The organism is Streptomyces sp. NPDC057428 (genome assembly GCF_042803195.1).
Taxonomy (GTDB): domain Bacteria; phylum Actinomycetota; class Actinomycetes; order Streptomycetales; family Streptomycetaceae; genus Streptomyces.
Genome location: NZ_JBHVCT010000004.1, coordinates 42,511 through 68,204, shown reverse-complemented (window position 1 = coordinate 68,204; position 25,694 = coordinate 42,511). Strand labels below are relative to the sequence as shown.

Sequence of the window (25,694 nt, the reverse complement as noted above, 5' to 3'; positions counted from 1 at the left end):
CGGTGGTGGCCTCGTGCTGCGGCCTCAGGCACCGGCCCGCGCGAGAGCCGCGAGCCGGGCGTCGGCGCGGTCGGGGGCGTAGAGATGGTCGATGACCATGCGGGCCGCTCCGGCCAGGGCCGCGCGGTCGCCCAGTTCCGAGGTGACGACCTGCAGGTGTGCGGTGGTGCGTGGCATCGCGCGCTGGTAGATGAGTTCGCGTACGCCGGTGAGGAACGGGGTGCTCGCCAGGTCTCCGCTCAGCATCAGCACCCCGGGGTTGAGCAGGGTGACGACGGTGACCAGCACCTCGCCGACGCGCTGTCCCGCTTCGCGGGCGAGCCGGACGGCATCGGGCTGACCCGCGGCGAGATGGTCGCGTACATCGGATCCCGACGCGGTGGGTACTCCCGCCGCGGTGAGCTGCCCCGCGATGGACCGGCCGCTGGCGACCGCCGCGAGGCAGCCGTAGGAACCGCACATGCACAGGGCGTCGGGGCGGTCGTGCAGCCGGATGTGCCCGATGTCGCCGGCTCCGCCGTCGATGCCCCGGTAGACCTCACCGCCCACGACCACGCCGGCACCGATCCCGGTCGACGCCTTGACGAGGACGAAGGCGCTGCAGTCCGGGTGACCCGCACGCTGTTCGGCCAGGGCCATCAGGTTGGCGTCGTTGTCGACGAACACCGGCAGCGGCCCTCCTGCGGGCATCCGGCCGACGTGCTCGGTCCAGGCGTCGCGCAGGCGCTCCCGTACCGGGAAGCGGTCCCATCCGGGCATGATCGGCGGCTGCACGATCTGGGCGGACTCCCAGTCGACCGGTCCCGGCACGGAGAGTCCGATGCCGCAGACCCGGTCGGGTCCGAAGCCCGCCTCGGCGAGCAGCGGGCCGAACCAACGCGCGAGTTGGTCCAGGGCGCGGTCGGGGCCGTCCGCGATGACGAGGGTGCCGGTGTGCTCGGCCAGGACCGTGCCCGCGAGGTCGAGCAGGGCGACCCGGGCGTGCCGGGTCTCCAGGTCCGCGACGAGCACCACCGCGTGCGTGGGGTCGAACTCCAGCCGGGCGGAGGGCCGCCCACCGGTGGAGGTTCTCGCCTGTGCCCGTGCCGTGCCTGCGCCGGTGGCCTCCCGGCCGTCGTCCCGGCGTCAGCCCTTGTCGGCCGGTACGTACGCCTGGCGGCCGACTACCGGGACAGCGGCTACGCGGACGTGCGGGGCACGCACTCCTTCGCCGTCGAGGACCCCTGCGTCAACGCGCTCCTGATCGTCTCGGAGCACGCGCTCGCCCGGATCGCCGCCGAGACCGGGGCGGACCCCGCTCCCCACGAGGCACGAGCCGCCCGTCTCACCGCTGCGCTGGTGGAGCGGCTCTGGTCGCCCGCCGACGGCATGTTCCTCTGCCGGGACCTGGTCGGCGGCGAACTGATCGCCGAGCGCAGCGTCGCCGGGCTAGTCCCGCTCATCGTCCCCGGACTCCCCCAGGACATCGTGGACGCCCTGCTCAGCACGGCAACGGGCAGCGGCTTCCGCCTCGGCGACGTCCCGATGGCACCCTCGTACGACTTCGAGGGGCACGCCTTCGATCCCTCCCGCTACTGGCGCGGACCCGCCTGGTTCAACACCAACTGGCTGCTGGAGCGCGGGCTGAGGCAGTACGGGCGCACGCGCGCGGCCGACGCGCTGCGCGGGGCCATGCTCGGTGCGGCGGGTGCCAGCTCCTTCGCCGAGTACGTGGACCCGGTCACCGCGGAGGCGCGCGGCACCCGGGCGTTCGGCTGGACGGCGGCCCTGACCCTTGACCTGCTCGCCGCGTCCGGCCCGGCGGGCGAAGGCGCCACCTCCCACACGTCGAACGGAGCACTCTCGTGAACGGAACGGCGGACACCACTCTGGTCCACGCGGGCACCTTCGCCGTCCTCGGAGCCGACGGCGGCCTCAGCGGCCGCGGCGGCACCTCCCCGGACGGCCTTTTCCACCGTGACGCCCGGCACCTGAGCCGCTGGACCCTGACCGTCGACGGCACCGAGCCCACGGTGCTGGTGCCGTCCGGCGGCGAGGCCTCCTCCCGCTGCGTACTCACACCGCCCGGCACCCGGGACGAACCCGCCGCGACACCGTGTTCCGTGAACAGGCCCTCTCCGCAGGCGTGCTGACGGAACGTCTGCGACTGGTCAACAACCGCCCCGCTCCCGTCACCGCGGTCGTCTCGCTGACCGCGGACGCCGACTTCGCCGACCAGTTCGAGCTGCGGTCCGACAGGCGCAGCTACGACAAGGACGGTGCGCGGCGCACGGCGAGCGGCCTCCCGGACGGCGTCGCCTTCGGCTACGAGCGCGGCGGGTGGAGTTCACGCACGACGGTGTCCGCCTCGCCCGCCCCGGCTTCCGTACGGCCGGTCGACGAGGAGCCCACCGCCCACCGGCTGGAGTGGCGTCCCGAGCTGCCCGCCCAAGGCACCGCCGAGATCCTGCTCACCGTCACCGCGCACGCGCACGGCGCGCCCGCGCCGGCCGCCGTCCGCACACCGGCCGAAGCGGTCGCCGAACAGGCAGCGGACTCGCAGGTGTTCACGGGTTCTCCACTGCCGATGCCACCTGACGCGCCCGCGGGCCTGGCCGCCGCGTGCGACCGTGGACTGCGCGATCTGGCCGCTCTGCGGGTGCCGGCCACGGGGCCGGACGGCGAGGACGTGCGGGTCCCCGCGGCAGGCATCCCCTGGTTCCTCACGCTCTTCGGCCGGGACTCGCTCTTCACCTCGCTCTTCGCTCTGTCCTACCGGCCCGAACTGGCCGAGGGGACCCTGCTCGCACTCGCGGCGACGCAGGGCACCGGCTACGACGCCGGCCGGGGTGAACAGCCGGGGCGTATCGTCCACGAGATCAGGCACGGCGAACTGGCGCACTTCCGCCAGGTGCCCTACGGCCGTTACTACGGCTCGGTGGACGCGACCCCGCTCTTCCTGGTGCTGCTGGACAGCTACACCCGAACGACCGGTGACACGGCTCTCGCGACCCGGCTCGAGAGCGGGGCGCGGGCGGCAGTGAACTGGATGTTCCAGGACGGCGGCCTGGACAACAGCGGCTATCTGGTCTATTCACCGGACCCCCAGGGCCTGGTGAACCAGAACTGGAAGGACTCCGAGGGAGCCATCTGCTTCCTGGACGGCACCCAGGCCGAGGGTCCGATCGCCGTAGCGGAGGCACAGGGCTATGCCTACGACGCGCTGGTGCGCACCGCGCGGCTGGCACGGTGGCTGTGGGACGACGCACCGTACGCCGACCGGCTCGAAGAGGCCGCCGCGGACCTGCGGGCACGGTTTCTGCGGGACTTCTGGATGTCCGGGCCCGGCTTTCCCGCGCTCGCGCTGGACGGCGAAGGCCGGCAGGTCGACTCGCTGGCATCGGACGCCGGTCACCTGCTGTGGTCCGGCATCCTCGACGAACAGCACGCCCGGCGGGTCGGACAGCGACTCCTGGAGCCCGACTTCTTCTCGGGCTGGGCCATCCGCACGCTGGCCTCCGGCCAGCCCGGCTACCACCCGCTGTCCTACCACCGGGGCACCTCCTGGCCGCACGACAACGCGGTCATCGTGCTCGGCCTGGCACGCTGCGGCCTGAAGGACGAGGCGCGCACGGTCGCTCTCGGCCTCCTGGACGCCTCGGCGCACCACGGGCACAGGCTGCCCGAGGTGATGGCAGGTTATGCGCGGGCGCAGCACCCGCGTCCGGTCCCGTATCCCCACTCCTGCTCTCCGCAGGCCTGGGCCGCGGCGACCCCCCTGGCCCTCCTCACAGCATTGCGGGAGGGGGACGGCGACCCGTCGTAACCCTGCCCGGCGGGTACTTCGCCGGCCGGGAGGGCGGGACCGGCTCCCCGCCGTCACCACCGCGCACCGGATGCGCCGCACCCCCGGCCGGCACGCTCGACGGCGTGCCGGCCGGGGGCCGGGTCGTGCACGGCCCGGAGGCCGGAGCTACTTCCGGGCTGCCGCCTTCGCGGCGCTGCCGTTGATGACGAACTGCGATCCCGGTTCGACCACGACGTCCCCGTCGGCCGAGCCGGTGATCGTCACGTCGCTCAGGGTCGCACTGCCCCGCGCTCCTCCATGGGCCAGGATCCCGGACCCGTTGACGGAGTTGTCGATCCGTACCCGCTGGATCTGCGCTCCGGGTACGGAGCCGCCGCCGGACTTGAACTGGATCCCGTCGTAGGTCGAGTCATGGATGTCGGTGTCGCGGATCGTGACGCCGGGGATGTCCTGACCGGCGGCGAACAGTGTGATGGCATCGAATTCCTGGGCCTCGCCCCAGAAGGCCCCGCCCGTACGGTGGAGGGCGTTGTTGGCGATCAGCGTCTGACCGGAGAAGGGCAGCGGGTCATGGTCGGTCGCCAGCATGATTCCGGGGTAGTTCATGGTGTCGGAGATGATGTTGTTCTCGATCGTGTTGCCGTAACCCCCGTAAACCGCTATGCCGTTGGCGCGCCACGGCAACTGGATCGTGTTGTTGCGGAAGTGGTTGTCGTGACCGATGTCCACCGACGGGTTCTTGACGTACTTGCTCGACCACACCGCCAGCGAGTCGTCACCGGTGTTCCTGAACGAGGAGTTGAAGACAGTCGAGTTGCGCGTGCCGTTGGCGAAGTTGATTCCGTCCGCGTACGTGTCGCGGATCCTCATGCCCGTGAACTCGATGCCGTCGCCGGGGCCCCAGAGGTCCGGGATGTTGTCGTAGTCGCGGCCGACCCACACCCCGACGTTCGCGTGCTCCAGCCACACGTTGGTGATCTTGGTGCCGTCACCGAAGCGGCCGTTCAGCCCCACACCGCCCTCGGCGTTGCCGTCGCCGCCCCGGATGGTGCCCGATCCGAAGATGGCCAGGTCCGAGATCTTGGTGTTGTCGTCGATGTCGAAGCCGAAGTTGCCCTCGTGCGGGTGGTTGATGCCGCCCGCGTTCTGGGGCTGGGTGAGGGTGTACAGCTGCGAGTGCCACATGCCCGCGCCCCGGATCGTGACGTCCCTGATGCCGACCTGGTTGAACTGCCCTCGGTTCAAGGGGTCGTCGGTGAGGATCTTCTGCTCCTGCCTCCACTGCCCCGGCGGGATCCACACACAGCCGATGTCACCGTTCTGGTCGGCCGTCACCGCCCGCTGAATGGCGTCGGTGTCGTCGATCCCGTCGTTCGGAACAGCGCCGTAGGTGGTGATAGACGTGCATCCGGCCGGCTGGGAGGCCGCCGGGGCCACCTGCTCCAGGTCGACGAGGTCGATGATGTAGAAGGACGCGGTGTCACCGGCGTCACGCTGGAGGCGGAACTTCGTGCCCGCCGGATAGGTCTGGCTGAGCAGGGCGTTGGACTCGTCGAACAGTCTCCGGGCGTCCGCCTGCGGCTGGTTGGTCAGCCCCTCCGGGCGGTGGCGTTCAGCCGCACGGACTGGCGGCCGGAGGACTCGGTGGCGAAGTTGGTGTGCCCGAAGGTGCGCTCCTGGTCGGACTTCAGCAGCGTGCCCTGGTAGGTGCCCTGCTCCGCCTCGTACTCGGTGTAGGGCACGGCGGCGCCGCGCCCCACCACGACGGCACGCGAGAAGACGTTGTTGTTCTCGTTCGTCTCGGCCACGACACCGGTGGCGTCGGCGGTGGCCGTGAGGTTGGCCCCACCGCTCTTCGCGGTCCAGCTACCGCTGATCGGCACCGTGACGGTGCCCCCGGCGGGTACGGCTCCCGTAGCGCCGTTCAGCGTGGCGCCTTCCACCAGGAGGCGGGTGACCGTGGAGGCACTGACGGCGGCGGTACCACGGTTGTGCACGGAGACGGTGAAGGTGACCGCGGCGCCCACTGCGGGGTTCGACGGGCTCGACGTGATGCCCACTACCTCCAGGTCGGGGCCGGGGCTCTGGCCGACGACCAGCTTGGACGAGGCGGTGCGGCTGTTGTTGCTGTTGTCCTGCTCGGCGATCGTGTCACCGGGGTCGACCGCCGCCGAGACGGTGTACGAGCCCATGGGCCGCTTTCCGGCGGCGACCTGGACCGTCACGGACGCCCGGCGGCGAGGGCACCCACCGGTGCGCTGCCGGCGACCACGCCCTCCAGACTGACGTCGACGGTCGTGGCGGCGGCCGCCGCAGTGCCCGTGTTGCGCACGGTCGCGCTCACGGTGACGTCATCCTTCTCGGACGGCGACGCCGGGGACCACGTCAGCGCGGCGACGGTCAGGTCGGGGTTGGGCGCCGCGGTCCCGACGACCTGGATCTCGGCGACCTGCGCACCGGGCGCGCCGGTGTTGGCGAAGAACTTCAGCTGGACGTCGGCGTACCGGCCGCTGACCGGGATCGTCGCCGTGTTCTGGTTGCCGGACGGGTCGAACGCGTAGTCGGCCCGGTCCTTCAGCGAGGTGAAGCCGGTCGTGGACTGGGCGCGGCCGAGCACCTGGACACTCTGCGTGCGGGTGGCCCACGCCTGGTCCGGGGAGAGCCTGACGACGACCGCCTCGATGTCGGCGTCGGCGCCGAGCTTCACGGTCAGCGTCGCGGGCCGGCCGTTCGACTCCCAGTAGGTGTCGGTCCTGTCGTCATTGGCGTTGGCGGCCAGGTAGGTCTGCGTGTACGACGAGGCCTCGATCGGCTTGTTGAGCGCCAGGTTGGATCCGTTCGCGGGCGGCGGGCCGGAGTCCTCCTCGCCGTAGACCTCCACCTGGGAGAGCTGGGCCGCGTTCCAGCCGGTGTTGGCGGTGATCTGTACGCGGATGTGGCGCACCTGCTGCGCGGTGAAGCCGACGGTCACCGTGTTGCCCGACGACGGGCTGAACGCCCGGGCGGCCGAGGCGGAGAGCGCGCTACCCAAGGACCGTGCCCACGTGGTCGGGCACTCCGAAGTGCCGGGCGACGACCACACCGATCCGGGGCCGAACTGGAACTGGACGTACTACATGCAACTGGTGGGCGGCAGCACGGGAGGCGGCAGCGTCCAGTTGACCTTCCCGTCCTACGACACCCTGCGCGCCGGCTCGTCCGGTGCCCAGGTGTCCGCCGCGCAGTCGCTCCTCAATCAGCAGGGATGCGACGCGGGCACGGTGGACGGCAGCTTCGGCTCGAAGACCACTGCGGCAGTCATCTCGTTCCAGCGGGCGCGCGGGCTCAACGCGGACGGGGTGGTGGGCGCACGCAGCTGGACCGCACTCCTCTCGGCGGTCAGCACACCTGCGCTCGGCCAGGGCAGCACGGGTTCCGCGGTCCAGCGCCTCCAGAGGGCGCTCACGGCCGCCCTCGGGCGCACCGTATCCGCGGACGGCGAATTCGGACCGGGCACCCAACAGGCGGTCCGCGACTACCAGAGCAGTCGCGCACTGGGCGTCGACGGCGCGGTCGGCCCCGCTACCTGGACGGCTCTTCAGGCCGGGCGCTGAACCACGGGGGAACGGCGGGCGGCCACGGGGCCGTTCGCCGTTCCCCCGCGTGGTCGTGAGATGCCGCTCCACGTCTGACCTATACCGTCGGCGACGGGAGCATCGACTTCGTCCAGGACGGCGCCGACGTCAGGGTGATCCCCCGCGAGCTGGGCGAACTGGCCCTGCTGCGTCGACCAACTGATGCTGGCCACACGTCTGATGGTGGCCGAGAACGCCGTGGACGACTTCTACTGCGAGGACCACGGAGGCTCGCCCGTCGGCCACGGCGGACGCCTCCTGCTGGCGCACACCGCCCTCGACCCCCTGCACACGACGGAGGAGTACCAGCCGCAATGGGAGAAGTCGCTCCACGCGGACGCACCCCGGCGTGCCTACCGCTCCGGCACGACATGGCGCGGCTGGCTGCACATGGGGTATCGCTACTGGGAGCTGCGCACCACGTCCTCCCTGGTCACGGGGATCGAGGACGCGTTCATCAACTCCTACAGGGACGGCTCCTTCCAGTACCTCCTCATCGCGGCGGACCGCGTCTGACCTGCCGCTGCGCGGTCAGGGCCCCGCCCACGCCGAACGGGCCCCGGCCGGAGGGCCGTCCGCGCGGAGCGTGCCCTCGGCATGGCCGCGCGGCGACCGCGCACCCCGCTCAGGCCGACTTCGGCGGCTTGCGCGTATCGAAGGCGAAGAGAGTGTTCCCGGCCGCGGCCACGACCACCGCACGCCCCGCAACGGTCACGCGCGGGCTCGCGCCCTGCTCGCCCGTCAGGCCGTCGGCCTGCGGATCTGTCGTCCACAGTGGTTCGCCGCCGGACGGTGACAGCGCCACCACCCGGCCGGTGGCAGAGCTGAAGTACAGTGCGCCGGCTCCCGCGACGGGACCCGACGCGCCCTCCACGCCTGTCTGCCGTGACCACCTCTTCCGGCCGGTCGCAGGGTCGAGTGCTGTGACGACACCTGTCTGCCCGCTCACGTAGACGGTGCCGCCCACCATGCCCGGCGTCCCGGCGTACGTCTCGGCCGGCCGGGCGTACGTGACCTTGCGCGAGGCCACGTCGACCCGCGCCACTCCGTCGTAGCCAGCCGCCGCCGTTCCGTCCATGTGTACCTGAAGGAGTACGAGCCTGCCGTCGGCGAAGCCCACCGGCACGGCGGGGCCGTCGACCGAGACGGGCGGGCCCAGCGTCCCCGAGGCGCGGTCGACCGTGTACAGGGTGGGACGGCGAACCTCCGCCGCGTCCAGCTCCGCATCCGTCGCGCACATCGCGAGGAGTTGTGAACCCGCCGGAACGGAAGCACACCGCATGCCCGGCGGGAAGGGTGTCGTCCAGTCGACCTCCCCGCTGTGCGCGTCCCGGGCCTCGAAGCGGGAGTTGGAACCGTCGACCGTCACGACGGCGGATCCGACCACGACGGCATCCCGGGTCCGGCCCGTGACAGCCGTCGACTGGGCGCCGGTCGGCGCGGACCACAGCTCCCGGCCGCTGTCCGCGTCGAGCGCCACCACCTCGGCGGGCGGGTCCTGCGGTGCGTCCTCGGCGGCGAAGCGGTAGCCGAGCACCGTGTCGTCGGTGGCGCCCACCAGGTGCATGCCCTGGACGGGGACGCCCGGGCTCTTCGCCGTCCACACCCGCGAGCCGTCCTGGGGCCTGACGCGGGTCGCGACAACGCCTCCGCCCCCGCAGAACAGCGCGTCGCCGCGCGCGACGCACCGCAGCTCGTCCGGGATGCCCTCGCGACCGCCCTGCACGGTCGTGCGCCATGGCTCGAAGCCGTGCGGGAGCGCGGCGCCCGGCGCCGCGGCGCTGTTGTCGCTGCCGTTCCCGCCGAAGCCGCCAGGTTTCAGGGCGGCGGCTCCTGCGCCGATCGCTGCCACCGCGACCGCGGCGGCGAGCACAGGCCGCCACCGGCGGCGCAGACGGCGGCCGAGGGACGTACCGCTACGCCCGGCATCGGAACCTGCCGGGGCAGCCGGCACCGGAGTCGCACGCGTCGCGAGGTGATGCTGGGTGACCATGTCGCGGGTGCGTCCCGCGACGACCGGGCACGCGCCGGTCCCCCCGAGATCGGAAGGCAGGTCCCGCAGCAGCACCAGGAGCTCGTCCGCCGACGGACGCCCCTCGGGTGCCTTGTCCAGGCACGCCTCGACGACTGCGCGGAGAGCCACGGGCACGGCACCGAGCGACGGCTCCTCGTGCACCACCTGATACGCCGTCATGTACGGGCTGTCCGCGTCGAAGGGCCCGTGGCCGGTCGCCGAGTACACCAGCAGCGTCCCCAGCGAGAAGACATCGGACCGCGGCCCCACACCACGCGGCGCCTGCAGCTGTTCGGGAGACATGAAGGGCGGGGTGCCGATGACTCGCCCGGTCATCGTCAGCGTCTGCTGGTCCACGGCACGCGAGATCCCGAAGTCGATGACGCGCGGGCCCTCGGGCGAGAGCACGACGTTCGAGGGCTTCAGGTCGCGGTGGACGACCCCCACCCGGTGGATGTCGCGCAGCGCCTCCGCCAGCCCGATGGCCAGCTTCCTCAGCTCCGCTCCGTCCAGCGGCCCCTTCGTGGCGATGCGCTGGGCGAGCGTGTCCCCCTCGATGTAGGTCGTCGCCATCCACGGCTGCTCGGCCTCGGGGGCGGCGTCGACCACAGCCGCGGTGAACGCGCCGCTCACCCTCCTCGCCGCCGCCACCTCCTGCCGGAAACGGATGCGGAACTCCTCGTCCCCGGCGAACTGCTGGTGGATCAGTTTGATCGCGACGGGACGTCCCGAACTCGTACGGGCCAGAAAGACCGTGCCCATGCCACCCGAGCCGAGCCGCGCTTCAAGCGGATAGCCCCCGATCTCGGCTGGATCACCCCCGCGCAGCGACACTCTTCCCGACCTCCCGTCCCCCGTGCGCTTCTGCCGCCACGGGCCTGCGTACCTGTTCTGCCCCAAACTAGCCGCAGGGCAGTACGGCGGATCGAAGCGGGTGACGAACAGGGACCCGGAGGCGGTTCCCGCGCCCCACAGGCGCAGCGCGAAACCACCGCCACAAGGCGGTACGGCAGCAACGCGCACCGCCCTGACGGCGAGGCCGGGGCAGGGGGGTGCACCCCGGATACCGGGCATGGCCGGTAGCGTGAGCGTCTGCCGCATGGAATGTCCATGTGTCCGGCCGGCCCGTGCTGGGGCTTGCGGTGGCGAGCGATAGGACCACGATGAGCGAACCGACGAAGCCCAGAGTCGAGGTTCCGGCGGGTGACGCGCCCACCGAGCTGACGATCCGGGACCTCGTGGTCGGGGACGGACCCGAGGCGCAGCCGGGCAGGGTCATCCAGGTTCACTACGTGGGGGTCACGTTCGCGTCCGGAAGCGAGTTCGACTCCTCCTGGGAGCGGGACCAGCCGTTCAAGTTCGCCGTGGGTGGCGGCAAGGCCATCAAGGGCTGGGACCGGGGAGTGAGGGGAATGAAGGTCGGGGGCCGACGCGAGATCATCGTTCCCCCGCGTCTCGGTTACGGCAAGCAGTCACCCTCTTCTCTGATCCCGGCGAACTCGACGCTGATCTTCGTCGTGGACCTGCTCACGGTCGTGGGCGGGCCTGCCGGAGCGAGGCCCGGCTCGGCCGGCTCGGTCTGAACGACGGGCGAGCGTGGGGCGGGACACCCCGAGGGCGCCACGTTGGGACGGCTGCACCCCTCGGCCTCCGAAGGGATGCGGCTTCCTCGCCGGTTGTCCCATCCTCGACGATCACGGCTCGCTTGGACACCACGGTCAAACGGCGTTGGGGAGTTACGGGAGGGGCGGGAGCGTCGACGGCTTCGCCGTGCCCTGAACGTAGTCGAAGTTGGACGTGAGCGTGCCGAACAGCACCTGAAGGAAGGACACATATGGCTCGCCCTTACACCCCCCGGCCGAAACAGTTCGTCTTCGCTGCCGGTGATGGCAAAGGTCAGCAGGTCTCGGTAAACGACCCTCAGGAAGCGTACGTAGCATTCTCCGCGTTCTTCCGGAATCGAGACTCCGATACCTGCACGATCGAAGACGAATCGGCGGGCCAAAGTTTGGTTCTCATGCCCGGTCAAGGCGTGATCGCCCGGATCGAGGTGGCGGACCGCCGCCGCTTCGAATACCTCAAGGTCGACAGGGCCAATCGCTACCTCCCGAGCGCGATGCTGTTCTTCGAGAACGGATATGCCGGCCTCGACCACTTCGGCCAGTGGTTCTCGGACCTCGCGGACCTCGACGCGTCTCCAGAGACTCGCGGTGCCACCCGCGCCGCCACGATCACGACCGAAGCTGCGGCAATCGTAGAAGTCGCCCGGATCTGGGCCAATTCAGGGATCGTGGACCCGAGCAACCAGTACTACGTCTTCTTCAACTCCCATGATGTCGCCGAGGACCGAGCCGAACGAGCCGAACTGCTCAAGTTGATCGAGTTCCTCGGTATCGAACGGGTCGACCCCCCGGCCGAGGCCGCCGATGGCGAAGTCTGGGTGGGCACGGACATGCGTCTCGACGTCGAATTCGAACGGTGGTCTTGAACAGATGGCTCGGGACAGGGCTGCAACATGGCCGTGATGCTCGCCGCGGCCCTTGGCCTGATCTTGCATGACGGTCCGTCGGTTCACCCGGCCAGGTCGGATGCAGCAGTCTCGGCCACACCCGGACGAGGCGAACCCAACCCTCCACCGATTCACAAGCTGCCATTCCGTTGACATCGTAAACGTGGTGCGCATACCTTCCCCTGAGGGGCTAAGGTGTACGCTCCGTGCAAGACGTACCCGTCTTGCACATGACGGGTGGAACGGGGGCAGGCAAGTGAGCCTGGAAACGGTTGACCAACGGTTCCGGATCACGGGGGTCGTGGGCCGCGGGAACATGGGTGAGGTGCACCGGGCGGAGGATCTCCGGGCCGCCCAGGACTCCCCGCACCGCGAGGTCGCCGTCAAGACCGTGCTGCGCAGCCGGACCGGAGTCGCCGTCGACGCCTCGGGGTCCGGCAAGGAGATCGACCGTTTCCGCCGCGAGGTGCGCATCATGCGCATGCTCTCCCAGGGACATCCGAACCTCACTCTGCTAATCGACGGCGGCGTCGACGGGACGCCGGGCGGCAGCGGTCTGCCCTACCTGGCCATGGAACTCCTGGACGGTCATCCGCTGGCGGACCTCATCGACGAGGAACCCCAGTTGCCGGTCTCGTGGGCCGCCGCCGTCGGCGCGCAGATCGCCGCGGCGCTCACCGCCGCGCACACGGCCGGAGTGGTCCACCGCGACCTGAAGCCGGCCAACGTGATGCTGACCGGTGACGGCACCGTCAAGGTCCTCGACTTCGGTATGGGCTCGATCGTCGACGATCCCGACCAGACGCGGCTGACCAGTACGGGCGTCAGCGTCGGCACGGCCCGCTACATGGCCCCCGAGCAGTTCCGGGCCGAGCCCGTCTCCGCCCTCGCCGACCTCTACGCGCTCGGCTGCATCCTGTACGAACTGCTGATCGGGCGGCCGCCGTTCTCCGCCAGGACGCCCTTCGAGCTCTCCGAGCAGCACCAGCACGAAGCGCCGCCTCAACTGACCCTGGTGCGCCCGGACCTGCCCGCCGAGCTGGTCCGGCTCGTCGACCGCCTCCTGGAGAAGGACGCCGACCTGCGGCCCGAGAACGCCGCCCAGGTCCACGACGCCCTGGTCCCGCTCGCGCTCGCGCCGGACGACACCGCTGCCCTGCTGGCTCCGCACTGGCGGGTGATGGACCCGGTGGCGCGGCTGCGTTCCCTGCTCCCCGAGCGCACCCCTGCCGCGCCCGTGCCCGTGCCGCGCAGGGAGCCGCGCCTGCCCGAGACGATGGACGTCTTCGGCATCCACGCCGATCTGATCAAGGAGTACGAGGAGTTCACCAAGAGCGCGACGGTGATCCGGGACGCCCGTATCGACGGTTTCGTCGCCGGCGACCTGGCGGACAAATCGCAGTGGCCCGACCCGTGGCTGTCGCTGAACCCCTTCTTCGCCGACGGCGGCCAGGTCACTGACCTGGTGCGGGACGGCATGCTGCACCCCAGGTGTGCGGAGATCTTCCAGGCGGGCAAGAAGGAGAGTTCGCGGCGCCCGGACGGCCGGCCGCTGACCTTCCACCTCCACCAGCGGCAGGCGATCGAGGCCGCGCAGGCCGGCGACTCCTACGTCCTGACCACGGGCACGGGCTCCGGCAAGTCCCTGGCCTACATCGTCCCGATCGTGGACCGCGTCCTGAGGGAACGTCAGGCCGCCGGGCCGGCCGCGCAGAACCGGGTCCGCGCGATCGTGGTCTACCCGATGAACGCCCTGGCCAACTCACAGCTCGGGGAGCTGGAGAAGTATCTGCGCCACGGCTTCGGGGCGGGGCACGAGCCGGTCACCTTCGCCCGTTACACGGGCCAGGAGTCCGACGAGCAGCGCCGGGAGCTGCGCAGGAACCCTCCGGACATCCTGCTGACGAACTACGTGATGCTGGAGCTGATGCTGACCCGGCCGGACGACCGGTCCAGCCTGATCCGGATGGCCGAGGGGCTGCAGTTCCTCGTCTTCGACGAGTTGCACACCTACCGGGGCAGGCAGGGCGCGGACGTGGCGTTCCTGATCCGCCGGGTCCGTGAGGCCTGCCGGGCCTCGGCGACCCTGCAGTGCATCGGTACCTCGGCGACCATGTCCACCGAGGGCTCCTGGGAGGACCAGCGGCGGGAGGTGGCCAGGGTCGCCGGCCGGCTGTTCGGTACGACCGTCCTGCCGAAGCGGGTCATCGGCGAGACTCTCGTCCGGGCGACCGACGAGGCCCCGGTGACGGTGCCCGCCGAGCGGCTGCGGGTGCCGGCGGCGCCCCGCTCGTACAAGGCTCTGACGCAGGACTCGCTGGCCCGCTGGGTGGAGTCCCGGTTCGGGCTGGAGCGCGAGGAGGGGACGGGGAGGTACCGGCGCTGTGCCCCGGGCACCCTGGAGGCGGCGGCCACCGAGCTGGCCGACGCCTCGGGTGTGGCCGAGGAGAGCGTGCGCGAGGCGATCCGCACCACCCTGGAGGCGGGTGCGCAGGCGAAGCACCCGGTGACGGAGCGCCCGCTGTTCGCCTTCCGGCTGCACCAGTTCCTCTCCAAGGGCGACACCGTCTACACGACGCTGGAGGATCCGCTCACCCGGCCCCTCACCCGCACCTACCAGCTGGAGCAGCCCGGCAGCGGCGGCAAGCCGCTGTTCCCGCTGGCGTTCTGCCGCGAGTGCGGCCAGGAGTACCTGACCGTCTGGCGCTCCGAGGAGAGCGGTGCGTTCCGGTACGAGCCGCGCCGCAACACCTCCGCCTCCGGGGGCCGCGACGGCGAGGGTTACCTGTACCTGGGTATGCCCGGGGAGGACTACGAGTGGCCCGCCGATCCGCAGAAGGCCGTGGACGACAGGCGGTTGCCCGAGTCGTGGCTCGAGCGGGACGCGCAGGGCGTGACCGTCCTCAAGAAGTCCTACCGTCCCCGGGTGCCCAAGCGCGTGGTCGTGGACGCCTTCGGTGACGAGTCGGACGAGGGACTGGTGGCGGCGTTCGTGCCGGCGCCGTTCCTGTTCTGCGTGCACTGCCAGGTCTCCTACGAACAGACCCGCGGCCGGGACTTCGCGAAGCTCGCCACCCTCGACCAGGAAGGGCGTTCGTCTGCGACCTCCCTGATCTCCGCGTCGATCGTGAAGTCCCTGCGGGCGGTGCCGGAGGAGAGCCTGGGAAAGGAGGCGCGCAAGCTCCTCACCTTCGTCGACAACCGGCAGGACGCCTCGCTCCAGGCCGGGCACTTCAACGACTTCGCGCAGGTGACCCAGTTGCGCGGCGCCCTCCACCAGGCCGCGGTCCGGGCCGGTGAGGAAGGGCTGCGCCATGACGACCTCGCCGAGGCCGTGACCGACGTGATGGGGCTGACGCCCCGCGAGTACGCGGCGAACACGAAGCACAGCAAGCTGGCTCCCTCGATGGAGAGCCGTGCGGCGAAGGCCTTCCGTGACGTCGTGGGGTACCGGCTCTACCGCGACCTGGAGCGCGGCTGGCGCATCACGATGCCGAACCTCGAGCAGACGGGGCTGCTGCGCATCGATTACGAGGACCTGGGCTGGATCGCCGCCGAGCCGGACCGCTGGGAGTCCGTCCACGCGGCGCTCCGCGACGCGGACCCCGCGCTGCGTGAGGAGATCGCCCGGACGCTGCTCGACTTCATGCGCCGCGCCCTCGCCGTCGACGTGCAGTACTTCCGCGACGACTTCGACACCTTGCAGCGGGCGAGCGAGGAACGTCTGGCCGGTCCGTGGGTGCTGAGCGAGAGCGACCGCCCCACCGTCGGTACCGCCTACCCGTACGGCTCGAAGCCGGGTATGGAGCGTTCCGCGCTGTTCCTTTCGGCCCGCGGCAAGTTCGGCAAGTACCTGCGGCGCAACCTGCCCGAGCTGCGCGACCTCCCCCCGGAGGACGTCCAGGGCATCATCGAGGACCTGCTGACGGTGCTGCGCGAGGCGGACCTGGTGCGCGAGGTGGAGGCGGCCCCGGAGCACGCCGGCCCGGCCTACCGTCGCCGGGCGGCCCAGAAGCGCATGGGCTACCGGGTGTCGGCCGCAGCCCTCATCTGGCGGGCCGGGAACGGCGAGCGGGGCGCGGTCGACCCGCTGGCGCGCACGTACAACCGCGGCGAGGGACCGCGCGTCAACCCGTTCTTCCGGGACCTGTACCGGACGGCGGCGGCCGAGCTGGCCGGCCTGTTCGCCCGGGAGCACACCGCGCAGGTCACCCCGGAGGACCGGCTGGAGCGCGAGCGGGACTTCCGCTCGGCCGAGCTGCCGCTGCTGTACTGCTCGCCGACGATGGAGCTGGGCGTGGACATCTCCTCGCTCAACGCCGTGATGATGCGCAACGTCCCGCCGACCCCGGCGAACTACGCGCAGCGTTCGGGCCGGGCGGGCCGCTCGGGCCAGCCCGCACTGGTGACCACGTACTGCGCCACGGGCAACAGCCACGACCAGTACTACTTCCGCCGCTCCCAGGACATGGTGTCCGGGCAGGTGGCTCCGCCGCGGCTGGACCTCGCCAACGAGGACCTGGTCCGCTCCCATCTGCAGGGCATCTGGCTGGCGGAGACCGGGATGAAGCTCGGCAGGGCGATCCCGGACGTCGTCGACGTCGCCTACGACCCCGACGGCGGTGACCGCCCCGATCCGCACATGCCGCTGGCGCTCCTCCCCCACATCCACGACCTGTCCCTCGACGAGGACGCCCGCCGGCGCGCGATCGCGACCGCCCGGACCGTACTGGCCCCGCTCATCGGGGACTTCGAGGCCACCACGTGGTGGTACGACGAGTGGATCGAGGACCGGATCGAGCGGGCCCCGCAGGAGTTCCACGCGTCCTTCGACCGGTGGCGGGAGCTCTTCCGGGCGGCGGTCATGGACCAGTACGAGCAGAACAAGCGGGTCGTCGACCACACCCTGACGCCCGGCGAGCAGGGCCGGGCCCGCACCCGCCGGCGCGAGGCGGAGACCCAGACGAACCTGCTGCTGAACCGCTCGTCCGACAGCAAGTCGGTGATGAGCGACTTCAACCCGTACCGCTATCTGGCCTCCGAGGGGTTCCTGCCGGGCTACAGCTTCCCGCGGCTCCCGCTGGCCGCGTACATCCCGCGCTCCGGCAACCGCCGCAACGCCGACGGCGACTATCTGCAGCGTCCCCGGTTCCTCGCGATCCGCGAGTTCGGCCCCGGCGCGCTCATCTACCACGAGGGCGCCCGCTACCAGGTCACACGGGTGCAGCTGCCGCCGGACGCCTCGGGTGACCTGGCGACGGCGGAGGCGCGGCGCTGCGACGGCTGCGGTTACCACTACGCCGTCAAGGTCGGCGCGGACGTCTGCACGATGTGCCACGAGCCGCTGACGGGCAAGCGCACCGGCCTGCTCCACCTGCACACCGTGTACACGACCCCGCGTGAGCGGATCTCCTCCGACGAGGAGGAGCGCCGCCGGGCCGGTTTCCGCCTGGAGACCTCGTACGCCTTCCAGGACCACGGCGTCCGCAAGGGGCGCCTCACCTCCCATGTCACGGAATCCGGCGGTGCCCCGGTCCTCGACCTGGACTACGGCGACTCCGCGACCGTCCGCATCACCAACCTCGGCCGCGTCCGCGACAAGGAGGGCGAGCCGGACGGCTACTGGCTCGACCTCGGCGACGGCCGCTGGCTCAACGACCGGGCCGCGGCGGACGCCATCGAGGGCACCGGCATGCCGGTGGTGGACGAGGACGGCAACGAGAAGCGCCGCAAGCGGCGTGTCCTGCCCTACGTGGAGGACCGCCGCAACATCCTCGTGGTCACCCTGGACGAGCCGCAGCCCGAGCCGGTGGCGCTGTCGTTCCTGTACGCCCTGGAGCGGGGCATCGAGGCGGCGTTCGAGCTGGAGGACTCCGAGCTGACCGCCGAGCTGCTGCCTCCGGACGACGGCCCGCGCCGCCGCCTGCTGTTCACCGAGGCGGCCGAGGGCGGCGCCGGTGTGCTGCGCCGGATCCAGCACGACAAGGACGCCCTCTCCAAGGCGGCCAGGACCGCCCTGGAGATCTGCCACTTCGACCCGGAGACCGGCGAGGACGAGGGCGGGCCGTCGGACGACGAGCAGTGTGCCCGCGGCTGCTACGCCTGCCTGCTGTCCTACGCCAACCAGACGCACCACCGCCGGCTGAGCCGGCACAGCGCCCGGCCGCTGCTGGAGCGGCTGGCCGGCGCCCGCACCGAGCGGGAGGACCGGGGCGAGTCCCGCAGCGAACTCTTCCGCAGGCTGGCCCCCGCGGCGGACAACGGGACCACCGTGCGGGAGGACACACCGGCGGCGCGCACCGTGGCCCCCACCCCCGCGAGCACCCCGGCGCCCTCGCCGACCGTGCTGGAGACGGATCTGGCGGCCCACGTCGCGCGGGGCGATCTGCTCGGCTGGCTCAGGGCGAAGGGCTACCGGCTCCCCGACGCGGTCCAGGCCCTCGTCCCGGAGGCGGGAGCCTGCCCCGACCTCGTCTTCCGCCTGGACGGCGCCAGCCTCGCCGTGTTCGTCGACGTCCCCGGCCATCAGGCCGACGCGACCCGCGACCTGGAGGCCGGCTACCGGCTTGAGGACGCCGGCTGGGACGTCGTGCGCTTCCCCACGGACGCGGACTGGGACGCCATCACCGACCACCAGGCCGCCTACTTCCACCTGCGCTGACCGCGCCACCCCCTTCTGACATCCCTAGGAACTGAGACATCTGATGAGCCTCACGTACACAGCCGGCTCGCTGGTCGCCGCCCGTGGCCGGGAATGGGTGGTGCTGCCCGAGAGCGCCCCGGACATGCTGGTGCTGCGCCCCCTGGGTGGGAGCGAGGACGACATCGCGGCCGTCTTCCCCTCCTTCGAGGAGGTGCGCCCGGCCGAGTTCGCGCCGCCGAGCCCGGCCGACCTGGGCGACCAGCGGGCCGCCGGTCTGCTGCGCACGGCGCTGCGCATCGGGTTCCGCTCGGGGGCGGGCCCGTTCCGCTCCCTGGCGTCGATCGCCGTGGAACCCCGGGCCTACCAGCTGGTCCCGCTGCTGATGGCGCTGCGGCAGCGCACCGTACGGCTGCTGATCTCGGACGACGTCGGCATCGGCAAGACGATCGAAGCGGGGCTGATCGCCAAGGAGCTGCTGGCACAGGGCGAGGCGACGCGGCTGGCCGTGCTGTGCTCTCCGTCGCTGGCCGAGCAGTGGCAGGGCGAGCTGCGGGAGAAGTTCGGCATCGACGCCGAACTGGTCCTGGCCTCCACGGTGTCGCGGCTGGAACGCGGGCTGGAGCTGGGCCAGTCGCTGTTCGACAAGCACCCGTTCACGATCATCTCGACGGACTTCATCAAGTCGACCCGGCACCGCGAGGACTTCGTACGGCACTGCCCCGACCTGGTGATCGTCGACGAGGCGCACTCCTGCGTGGCCGCCGACGACGCCGCGCAGGGCGGCGCGTCCTCCGCGTCGAACCAGCTCCGCTACGAGCTGCTCCGGAAGGTCTCCGCCGACGCGGAGCGCCATCTGCTGCTGCTGACGGCGACCCCGCACTCCGGCAAGGAGTCCGCCTTCCGCAACCTGCTGGGTCTGGTACGGCCCGAACTGGCGGCCTTGGACCTGGAGTCCCCGGCGGCCCGGGCGAGGCTCGCCGAGCACTTCGTGGCCCGCAAGCGCGCCGACGTCCGTGACTACCTCACCAAGGAGGACGGTCTCGCCGACGACTCGCTGGCCGAGCGGACCGCCTTCCCGTCGGACCGCTGGACGAAGGACGAGCCGTACAAGCTGACACCTGCCTACCGGGCGCTGCTCGACGACGCCATCGCCTATGCGCGTGACCGTGTCGCGGAGGCCGGGGAGCAGGGGAAGCGGGAGGCCCGGATCGCGTGGTGGTCGGTGATCGCACTGCTGCGTTCGATGGTGTCCTCGCCGGCGGCCGCCGCGCAGACGCTGAAGACCCGCTCCGAGTCCGCCGTCGCCCGCACCGCGCACGAGGCGGACCTGCTGGGTGCCTCGGTGGCCGCCGACTCCGCGGACAACGACCGGCTGGAAGGCATGGACGTCGCACCGGGTGCCGCCGAGTCCGAGGAGGCGGGCGCCCGGCTGCTCGAACTCGCCTCGCGGGCAGCGGAGTTGGTCGGACCCGCCGAGGACGCGAAGCTGAAGGCGCTCACCCGGCACCTGAAGGACCTGATCGCCGAGGGTTACCACCCGATCGTCTTCTGCCGCTACATCCCGACGGCCACGTACCTCGCCGAGCAGCTCGAGGGCAAACTCGGCAAGAAGACGAAGGTCGCCGCCGTGACCGGCACCCTCTCCCCGCAGCAGCGCCTGGAGCGGATCGAACAGCTGGCCGCGGAGGCGGGCGAGGCCGGCGACCCGGCTGCCCGCCGGGTGCTGATCGCCACCGACTGCCTGTCCGAGGGCGTCAACCTCCAGCACCACTTCGACGCGGTCGTCCACTACGACCTGGCGTGGAACCCGACCCGGCACGACCAGCGGGAGGGACGCGTCGACCGTTACGGCCAGAAGCGCGACCAGGTCCGCGTCATCACCATGTACGGCGAGGACAACGGCATCGACGGCAAGGTCCTGGAGGTGCTGTTCAAGAAGCACCGGCAGATCAAGAAGGACCTGGGCATCTCGGTCTCCGTCCCCGACGAGACCGCGTCCGGCGTCACCGACGCGGTGGTGGAGTGGCTGCTGCTGCACGGGCGGCAGGGCAGCCAGGAGAGCCTGTTCGACATGGGGGACGGCCACCAGGAGTCCTTCGACCGCATCGAGCGCGAGTGGTCTTCGGCGGCCGAGCGGGAGAAGACCTCCCGCTCGAAGTACGCCCAGCGCGCGATCCACCCGGAGGAGGTGGCCCGCGAGGTCGCCGCCGTACGGGCCGCGCTCGGCGGCGCCGAGGAGGTCCGCGGTTTCGCCCTGGAGGCCCTGCGCGACCTGGACGCACTGGTCCGCACCGCGCCGTCCTCCGGGCGCGAGGACTCCGGCGACTTCACCGCCCAGGCCGGCGGCACCCCGGCGGGCCTGCGGGACGCGCTCGCCGCGACCCTGGGCAACCGGCTCGTCGAGGAGAACCGCGAGATCCCCTTCCGCACCACCCCGGCGATCGCCCGTGGCGAGGCCGCCCTGGTCCGCACCGACCCGGTGATCGGCGCCATCGCCTCCTACGTCCTGGACTCGGCGCTGGACGTGAAGGCGCTCGGCCCCCGCCCGGCACGCCGCTGCGGTGTGGTCACCACGGACGCGGTCACCACCCGCACTACGCTCCTCCTGGTCCGCTACCGCTTCCACCTCACCCTGCCGTCCCGCACCGGCGAACGGCAGGTGGTCGCCGAGGACGCCCGGCTGCTCGCCTTCGAGGGGATGCCGTCGCGCGCCCGCTGGCTGGACGACGAAGCGGCCGCCGCCCTCCTCGCGGCCCGCGCCGTGGCGAACACCCACGAGCAGGCCGCCCACAACGCCATCTCCCGCGCCCTTGACGGCCTGGGGGACCTCGCCGCACACCTCACGGAGTACGGCACGGACCTGGCAGCCGAACTCGACACCTCGCACCGCCGGGTGCGCAAGGCCAACGAGGAGATCGTCCGCGGCCTGAAGGTCGTCCCGCAGGAACCCGCCGACGTCCTCGGCGTGTACGTCTACCTGCCGCCCGTCGCCCCCGCCGCCTCTACCGTGTCCGGAGCCGAAGCCTGATGTCCGCCGCCACCCGCACCGCCCTGGCCTTCACCGCCGTCACCACGGTCGGCGGCCTGCTCCCCGCCGACATGCTGCTGCGCATCGCCGAGGCACGAAACCTGCCGGGCACCAAGTCCGCCGACTACGGCATGCCTGCCTCGGTGCCCGTACGCGACGAGGCCGAGCGCGCCTGGGAATACCTCAAGCCGCTCTGGCGCGACCTGCGCACCGCCCTGCCCGCCAACCCGAAGACCGGCGCACCGGCCGCGGACCCGACCGGCCGGGCCGGCACCGACTGGCTCGCCCAGCTCTTCCGCAAGCTGGACTTCGGCGCGCTGACGGAGGTCGGCGCGCCAGGCATCCCGGCCGACGCCGACCCGGACAAGCACTTCCCGGTCTCCCACCGCCACGGTCCGGCCCTCGTGCACCAGGTCCCCTGGAACCAGGAGCTCGACAAGCGCCTGACCTTCGGCCAGGTACCGCCGCAGTCCATGCTCCAGGACTGCCTCAACCGCACCGAGGCCCACCTGTGGGCGGTCCTCACCAACGGCCGCCGGGTGCGGCTGCTGCGCGACTCGTCGTCCTTCGCGACCGCCGCGTACGTCGAGTTCGACCTGGAAGCCATCTTCGACGGCGAACTGTTCAGCGAGTTCGTGCTGCTGTACTGCGTGCTGCACGCGTCCCGGTTCGCGGTGCCGGAGGGGGCGGCGGCTTCGGGGTGCTGGCTGGAGAAGTGGCGCGCCGAGGCCGTCAGCTCCGGCGCCCGCGCCCTGGACCAGCTGCGCCTGGGAGTGCAGAACGCCCTCACCGCCCTCGGCACCGGCTTCCTGCGCCACCCGGACAACACCCGTCTGCGCGAGGACACCGACCCGAAGGCACTGCGGGACGCCCTGCTGCGCCTGGTCTACCGCCTGCTGTTCGTCTTCGTCGCCGAGGACCGCGGGGCCCTGCTCGACCCGAAGGCCGACGAGCGGCAGCGACAGGCGTACGACCGCTACTTCTCCTCCGCCCGGCTGCGTGAGCGCGCCCGCCGGCGCCAGGGCACCGCCCACGGTGACCAGTACGAGGCGCTGCGCATCGTCCTCGACGCCCTCGGCAAGGAGGGCGGCCGCCCCGAGCTGGGCCTGCCCGGCCTCGGCGGCCTGTTCTCCCCCAAGAAGGCCGATGCCCCGCTGGACGGCCTGAAGCTGTCCAACGAATCGCTGCTCACCGCCATCCGCCACCTCGCCCAGATGCGAGACCCGGGCGCCCGCCGCTGGCGCCCCATCGACTACCGCCACCTGGACGCCGAGGAACTCGGCTCGGTCTATGAGTCCCTGCTGGAGCTGGAGCCCAAGCACTCCGCTACGGACCGCACCTTCGAGCTGATCGAGGTAGCGGGCAACAGCCGCAAGACGACCGGCAGTTACTACACCCCGTCCTCGCTCATCGAGTGCCTGCTCGACACGACGCTCGACCCGGTGATAGATGACGCGGTCAAGCGCGGTGAGCAGCGCGCGACCGAAGCCGGCCGCCCTGAGCCGACCGACGACATCGTCGACGAGCTGCTGTCCCTGACGGTCTGCGACCCGGCTTGTGGCTCCGGGCACTTCCTGGTCGCCTCGGCCCGCCGCATCGCCAAGCGCGTGGCATCGGTGCGCGAGCGCAACCCGGAGCCGACGGTCGACGCGGTACGGCATGCGCTGCACGAGGTCGTGGCCCGCTGTGTCTACGGGGTCGACCTCAACCCCATGGCGGTGGAACTGGCCAAGGTGTCACTGTGGCTGGAAGCGATGGAACCGGGCAAGGCGCTCGGGTTCCTGGACGCGCACGTCAAGCATGGCAACGGGCTGATCGGCGCGACGCCGAAACTGCTGGCGGACGGCATCCCGGACGACGCGTTCAAGCCCATCGAGGGCGACGACCGGAAGTACGCGGCCGGACTGGTCAAGCGCAACAAGATCCAGCGCGGCGGCCAGGACGAGCTGCTCTTCGACACGGAGACCCTGCCCGGCAACGACCGCTACGCCGCCGAACTCGCCAGGATCACCACGGCCCCCTCCGACCTCCTGGAGCAGGTTCGGGCGCAGGAGTCCGCCTACCGCGCCCATACGGAGTCGGCCGCCTACGTCGAAGACGTGCACGCCGCTGACGCCTGGTGCGCCGCCTTCGTCTGGCCGAAGCGCGACGGCGCTCCCGAGGCCCCGACGGACCAGGTGTTCCGCGCGCTGCGGAGCCGTGACCAGTCCGCGGTGCCGGACACCACCCACGCGGAAATCCGGAAGCTGCGGGAGCAGTACCGCTTCTTCCACTGGCACTTGGAGTTCCCGGAGGTATTCGCGGTCCCGGAGTCGGGAGCCGGTGTCCAGCCGGGGACGGGGTGGGCCGGTGGGTTCGACGCGGTGGTGGGGAACCCGCCGTGGGATCAAGTTCAGGTAGACGCACGTGAGTTCTTCGCAGCAAAGCGAGTGGATATCGCCGAATCAGCGAACATGACGGTCCGCAACAAGAAGATCAGCCTGCTGGCCACAGAGGACCCCGAGCTGTACGCAAGTTTCAAGGAGGAACAGCGCAAGAATGATGGGTTCAAGCATTTCGCGCACACCTCTGGGCGATTCCCACTGACAGCCTTTGGGCGACTCAATACGTACTCGCTCTTCGCGGAACACGCTCGTACCACCATGGCCACTCAAGGGCGCATCGGTCAGATTGTGCCCTCGGGAATCGCCACGGACTCCTTCAACCAATACTTCTTCAAGGACCTGATCACCAAGGGACAACTCGACACCCTCTACGACTTCGAGAACGAGGACAAGGTCTTCCCCGAAGTTCACAATCAGCTGCGGTTCTGTCTTTTCACGCTGCGCGGCTCAGGCAGCCTCAGCGAGCCGATCCGGATTGTTTTCAAGGTGCGACAGCCTGAGCAGATCGCCGATCGGAGCTACCTGCTGGCAGCCGAAGACATCCTCGCCATCAATCCAAATACTGGGACCTGCCCCGTCTTCCGCTCCCGCCGCGACATGGAAATCACACTGGGTATCTACCGACGTATCCCGGTGCTACTCAGAGAAGGCGCCGCGAATGGCAACCCGTGGGGCGTGAAGTTCCAGCTCATGATCATGATGAACACGGACTCGGACAAGTTCCGCACCCGTGAAGACCTCATCACCGATGGCTGGCACCTGGAAGGCCACACTTTCGTCAAGGCCGGAGCGCACATGCTCCCGCTATACGAGGCGAAGATGGTGCACCACTACGACCACCGTTTCTCGACGTATGAGAACGCGACGGAGAAGCAGCTCAACAAGGGCACCCTCCCGCGCTTCACCGTGGAACAGCACCAGGACCCAACGGCCGTTCCGCTGCCCCGCTACTGGGTCTCGGCACAGGACACGCCCACTGGCGAGTTCGATAAGTCTGGCAAGGAGATTAAGGCCCCAGGCGTCCGCAGCCGCCTGGCAGCCCGGGGATGGGACCGGACGTGGGTGATGGGCTGGCGCGACATCTGCCGCGCGAGCGACGAACGCACGATGATCTGTGCCATCGCCCCTGCCCACGGCTTCGGGCATCCCTTCCCGCTAGCCTTCCCCGCCGCCCCCGAGCACGCACCGCTCCTCAGCGCCGCGTTCTCCTCTATGGCCTGCGACTACGCCGTCCGCCAGAAGATCGGCGGCACCCATCTCACCTACGGCTACGTGCACCAGCTGCCCGTCCCCACTCCCGGCCAGCTCGCCCCCCACGGGCCCTTCATCACCCCCCACGTCCTCGAACTTACCTACACTGCGCACGACATGACCCCCTTCGCCCACGACCTCGGCGACACCGGCATGCCCTTCCGCTGGGACCCAGACCGCCGCGCCATCATCCGCGCAGAACTGGACGCGCTCTTCTTCCACCTCTACGGCATCACCCGCGACGACACCGCCTACATCCTCGACACCTTCAACGTCACCCGCGACAACGACACCAAGGCACACGGCGAGTACCGCACAAAGCGCCTCATCCTCGCCGAGTACGACCGCATGGCCGCCGCCGGTCTGACCATGGAGACCCCGCTTACCGAGGGCGAGTCCGGCACCTACCGCTCCATCCTTACCCCTCCCCCGGGCCAGGGCCCCAGGCATTCCGCCTGACAAGC

8 protein-coding genes and 6 pseudogenes are annotated in these 25,694 nt (G+C 70.9%); 10 read left to right on the top strand and 4 right to left on the bottom strand.

The genetic code is table 11. The annotated features are described in order from the left end of the window. Positions 1 to 24: 24 nt before the first annotated feature. Positions 25 to 1,074, bottom strand: a pseudogene (locus tag ACFU5K_RS02630) (ROK family protein); the annotation flags it as partial. On the opposite strand from ACFU5K_RS02630, the gene ACFU5K_RS02625 reads away from it, so the two are divergent. Together ACFU5K_RS02625 and ACFU5K_RS02620 are read left to right on the top strand one after the other, a co-directional pair. Next, positions 982 to 1,848, top strand: coding sequence for a trehalase family glycosidase (locus ACFU5K_RS02625; protein ID WP_384055774.1), 867 nt, complete (start codon positions 982 to 984; stop codon positions 1,846 to 1,848). The pseudogene ACFU5K_RS02630 and the gene ACFU5K_RS02625 sit on opposite strands and share 93 nt — an antisense overlap. After that, positions 1,845 to 3,805 (top strand): annotated as a pseudogene (locus ACFU5K_RS02620) (glycogen debranching N-terminal domain-containing protein). Before ACFU5K_RS02625 ends, ACFU5K_RS02620 begins: the two are co-directional and overlap by 4 nt. A 147-nt stretch (positions 3,806 to 3,952) precedes the next feature. Here the strand turns inward: ACFU5K_RS02620 and ACFU5K_RS02615 are convergent. Beyond that, positions 3,953 to 6,869 (bottom strand): annotated as a pseudogene (locus ACFU5K_RS02615) (CARDB domain-containing protein). On the opposite strand from ACFU5K_RS02615, the pseudogene ACFU5K_RS02610 reads away from it, so the two are divergent. Then, positions 6,799 to 7,380 (top strand): annotated as a pseudogene (locus ACFU5K_RS02610) (peptidoglycan-binding protein); the annotation flags it as partial. The pseudogenes ACFU5K_RS02615 and ACFU5K_RS02610 overlap by 71 nt on opposite strands. Here ACFU5K_RS02610 and ACFU5K_RS02605 read toward each other — a convergent pair. Further along, a complete protein-coding gene (locus tag ACFU5K_RS02605; protein ID WP_384055772.1) occupies positions 7,365 to 7,574 on the bottom strand; it encodes a hypothetical protein in 210 nt (69 codons plus the stop codon). The pseudogene ACFU5K_RS02610 and the gene ACFU5K_RS02605 overlap by 16 nt on opposite strands. Here ACFU5K_RS02605 and ACFU5K_RS02600 point away from each other — a divergent pair. Together ACFU5K_RS02600 and ACFU5K_RS02595 are read left to right on the top strand one after the other, a co-directional pair. Beyond that, positions 7,552 to 7,764: pseudogene (locus tag ACFU5K_RS02600) on the top strand (2-methylisoborneol synthase); the annotation flags it as partial. The gene ACFU5K_RS02605 and the pseudogene ACFU5K_RS02600 overlap by 23 nt on opposite strands. 39 nt (positions 7,765 to 7,803) lie before the next feature. Further along, positions 7,804 to 7,917, top strand: a pseudogene (locus ACFU5K_RS02595) (SAM-dependent methyltransferase); the annotation flags it as partial. Positions 7,918 to 8,026: 109 nt separating this feature from the next. On the opposite strand, the gene ACFU5K_RS02590 reads toward ACFU5K_RS02595, so the two are convergent. Continuing rightward, the gene (locus tag ACFU5K_RS02590; RefSeq protein ID WP_384055769.1) at positions 8,027 to 10,249 is read right to left on the bottom strand and encodes a PQQ-binding-like beta-propeller repeat protein; all 2,223 of its coding nucleotides are present in this window, start codon (positions 10,247 to 10,249) and stop codon (positions 8,027 to 8,029) included. 329 nt (positions 10,250 to 10,578) lie between these two features. Between ACFU5K_RS02590 and ACFU5K_RS02585 the strand changes: the two genes are divergently transcribed. From ACFU5K_RS02585 to ACFU5K_RS02565, 5 genes are all read left to right on the top strand, one after another. Beyond that, entirely contained in the window at positions 10,579 to 10,998 is a 420-nt protein-coding gene (locus tag ACFU5K_RS02585) for an FKBP-type peptidyl-prolyl cis-trans isomerase (protein ID WP_384055767.1), read from the top strand. 251 nt (positions 10,999 to 11,249) lie between these two features. Then, positions 11,250 to 11,903 carry a DUF6357 family protein gene (locus ACFU5K_RS02580; protein WP_384055765.1) on the top strand — a complete coding sequence of 218 codons (654 nt, stop codon included), beginning with the start codon at positions 11,250 to 11,252 and terminating at the stop codon, positions 11,901 to 11,903. 277 nt (positions 11,904 to 12,180) lie between these two features. After that, a complete protein-coding gene (locus ACFU5K_RS02575) occupies positions 12,181 to 18,585 on the top strand; it encodes a protein kinase (protein ID WP_384055763.1) in 6,405 nt (2,134 codons plus the stop codon). 43 nt (positions 18,586 to 18,628) lie between these two features. Continuing rightward, positions 18,629 to 21,595 carry a DEAD/DEAH box helicase gene (locus tag ACFU5K_RS02570; RefSeq protein ID WP_384055760.1) on the top strand — a complete coding sequence of 989 codons (2,967 nt, stop codon included), beginning with the start codon at positions 18,629 to 18,631 and terminating at the stop codon, positions 21,593 to 21,595. Continuing rightward, on the top strand, positions 21,595 to 25,689 hold the full coding sequence (locus tag ACFU5K_RS02565; protein ID WP_384055758.1) for an Eco57I restriction-modification methylase domain-containing protein: 4,095 nt from the start codon (positions 21,595 to 21,597) through the stop codon (positions 25,687 to 25,689). Before ACFU5K_RS02570 ends, ACFU5K_RS02565 begins: the two co-directional genes overlap by 1 nt. Positions 25,690 to 25,694 lie beyond the last annotated feature (5 nt).